The sequence below is a fragment of the Sodalis-like endosymbiont of Proechinophthirus fluctus genome, assembly GCF_001602625.1.
Lineage (GTDB): Bacteria > Pseudomonadota > Gammaproteobacteria > Enterobacterales > Enterobacteriaceae.
Map to the genome: position 1 here is coordinate 17878 of NZ_LECR01000008.1, position 2202 is coordinate 20079.

Sequence of the window (2202 nt, forward strand, 5' to 3'; positions counted from 1 at the left end):
TCTATTGGCTAGCGCTAAAACTGATTTAACTGCTGCCGCATAAGGTATGACGGCCAATCGACCTTCTTTTTTTACCTGCGATTCAGTGCCAGATTGCCAGGACTATGAGGCCGCAAAAAGCGCTGGTCAACATCTTTCCCCGCACGCGCTCACAACGACAAATGAATTCCGGGTCGTGGTGATCCAGATAGCGCTGGACGAAAATGTAGCACACCAGACGCACGCAACTGCTTACTGAACTGTCCATGAGAAGTAAAAAACCACTACCGTCTACATACCGATACAGCAGCGGATCCCAAAACCGCACAGCACTAACAGTAACGCTCGCAACCAAGAATAATATCGATCCATATTAATTATGCATACGACACATAAAGTCCAGAACAGCGCAACAGTGTTCATTATGATCCTCCCGGTAACATCTATAACCGCCGCGAAGCCTGCCTACATCGGGGGTAGACAGCGGTTATAACCGATATATAACTTAAGACTGAGACAGACCATCTGAAATTTGTTGCCATGCACATGAGATCGGTGAGAAAGAGAACTATGAGATGGAATACTGTTCGGTGTAGAAAAATTTTGACAAAAGCCACCAATCGAAGAGATAGACATTATGCATTTTCGCAAAAAGTTTTATCGTGGCATCAGATGATGAGTCGCCAATCTCGTCTAGGCGAGATATCGTAACCCCTCTCTCGCAATTGCGTAGGTTATCTGCTTTGTTACTCGGTCGAGTGCGGCTGGCTATACTGAAAGAGGGACATAAAGAGAGATATAAAGAGGGACATTAAAGACTGGAGATAGTGCATCTGCTGTCGCCGGGGTCGCGAATTGCGACGAGAATGGACGAGTGATATTTTGCAAGGAATCTGATTATAGCTTACAAACACATCCTAATAGTCGTTGACTTTATCACTGGAAAGTAACGTTCTGGTCGAAAAAGCCGTATCGATAGCCAGACCATACAATGCCAAAGTTTCAATGATTCACGTTGACGTCAGCTATTCCGACCTGTACACCGGTCTTATCGACGTCAATCTCGGTGATATGCAAAGCCCATCTCCGAAGAAGTTCGGCATGCCATGACCCAGCTGTCGCAAAACGCTGGCTACCCGATCACCGAAACGCTGAGCGGCAGCAGCAATTTAAGGGCAGGTGCTGGTGAACGCTATCAATAAATACGACGTGAACCTGGTCCTTTGCAGTCATCACCAGGATTTCTGGAGTAAACTAATGTCCTCTGCGCGCCAGTGTATCAATACGGTCCGTATGGACATAATCGTGCAGCGCAGCGATGACGGTGACTATGAAGAAGATGAAGATATAGAAGATATAGATATAGATGATATCGCCTGACAGGCGCGTAAAGGAACCTCACACCGGCCTAGTGACGCGCTAAAATGGGTAGTAATGCCGCGAGGCTACCTTCAAGGCCGCGGAAGCGCAGGCTGGCAAAGGTAGCTCGGGCAAAAAGCGTGAGTCTGGGTCAGCGTTTTGGCCTGAGTTTAGGTCTGTCTGTGGGCCAGCGTCTTATAGGCGTCATGCCCTTATAGTTATGCTTCATCGACTTGAGCTGAATGAAGCATAGCCTTGCGTTGTGTAGGCGCCTCGCTCCGGCCATGTGCATTACCTTTGATGACAGCACCGTCATTTTCAGTGGACCGGGAATAAGCGGAAACCGGGCACATTTATCAAAATTACCACACCCAAAACCTTTGGGTAGATGACAGCGTCAGCCCTGATCATACCCACCCCTTAAGCTATTCAACCCAACTCGCTGCCTGCTATTTCTGCCGTGGAAAAACCTGTTGCGGCTGTTGGGAGAGAAGGAAAATCATCACGCGAACGCGTTGCGACGCTCTTTGACATTATTATTGTTGGATATGCCTATCCCTTCGCTTCAGGGAACATTCGTCATTGGGATCGCTTACTAAAAGGAATTACTCTATGTTCATTCGTCAACTTCACTATTTGATAGCGTTGGCATATGAGCACTGCCATTTTTCCCAAGCCGCCGAGCACTTTTGTGTTTCACAGCCTTCCTTATCTGCTACGATTCGCCAGTTGGAATACGAACTGAGTATCACAATTATTCAGCGCGACCACCACTTCCAAGGATTTACGCCTGAGGGCGGACGTGTGCTAGTTTGGGCAAGACAAACACTCGCGTCTTTAGATGATCGGAGGCAGGAAGCCGCG

Annotated in this window: 1 protein-coding gene and 2 pseudogenes; 2 read left to right on the forward strand and 1 reads right to left on the reverse strand. The window is 47.9% G+C overall.

Going from position 1 to position 2202, the window contains the following annotated elements:
* Positions 1 to 82: 82 nt before the first annotated feature.
* Positions 83 to 405 (reverse strand): annotated as a pseudogene (gene uspB / locus BG74_RS09890) (universal stress protein UspB).
* A 473-nt stretch (positions 406 to 878) separates the two neighbouring features.
* On the opposite strand from uspB, the pseudogene uspA reads away from it, so the two are divergent.
* Both uspA and BG74_RS09895 read left to right on the forward strand, forming a co-directional pair.
* Positions 879 to 1359, forward strand: a pseudogene (uspA, locus tag BG74_RS01015) (universal stress protein UspA).
* 591 nt (positions 1360 to 1950) lie between these two features.
* A partial coding sequence (locus tag BG74_RS09895; RefSeq protein WP_187202472.1) for a LysR family transcriptional regulator occupies positions 1951 to 2202 on the forward strand: 252 nt, incomplete at its 3' end.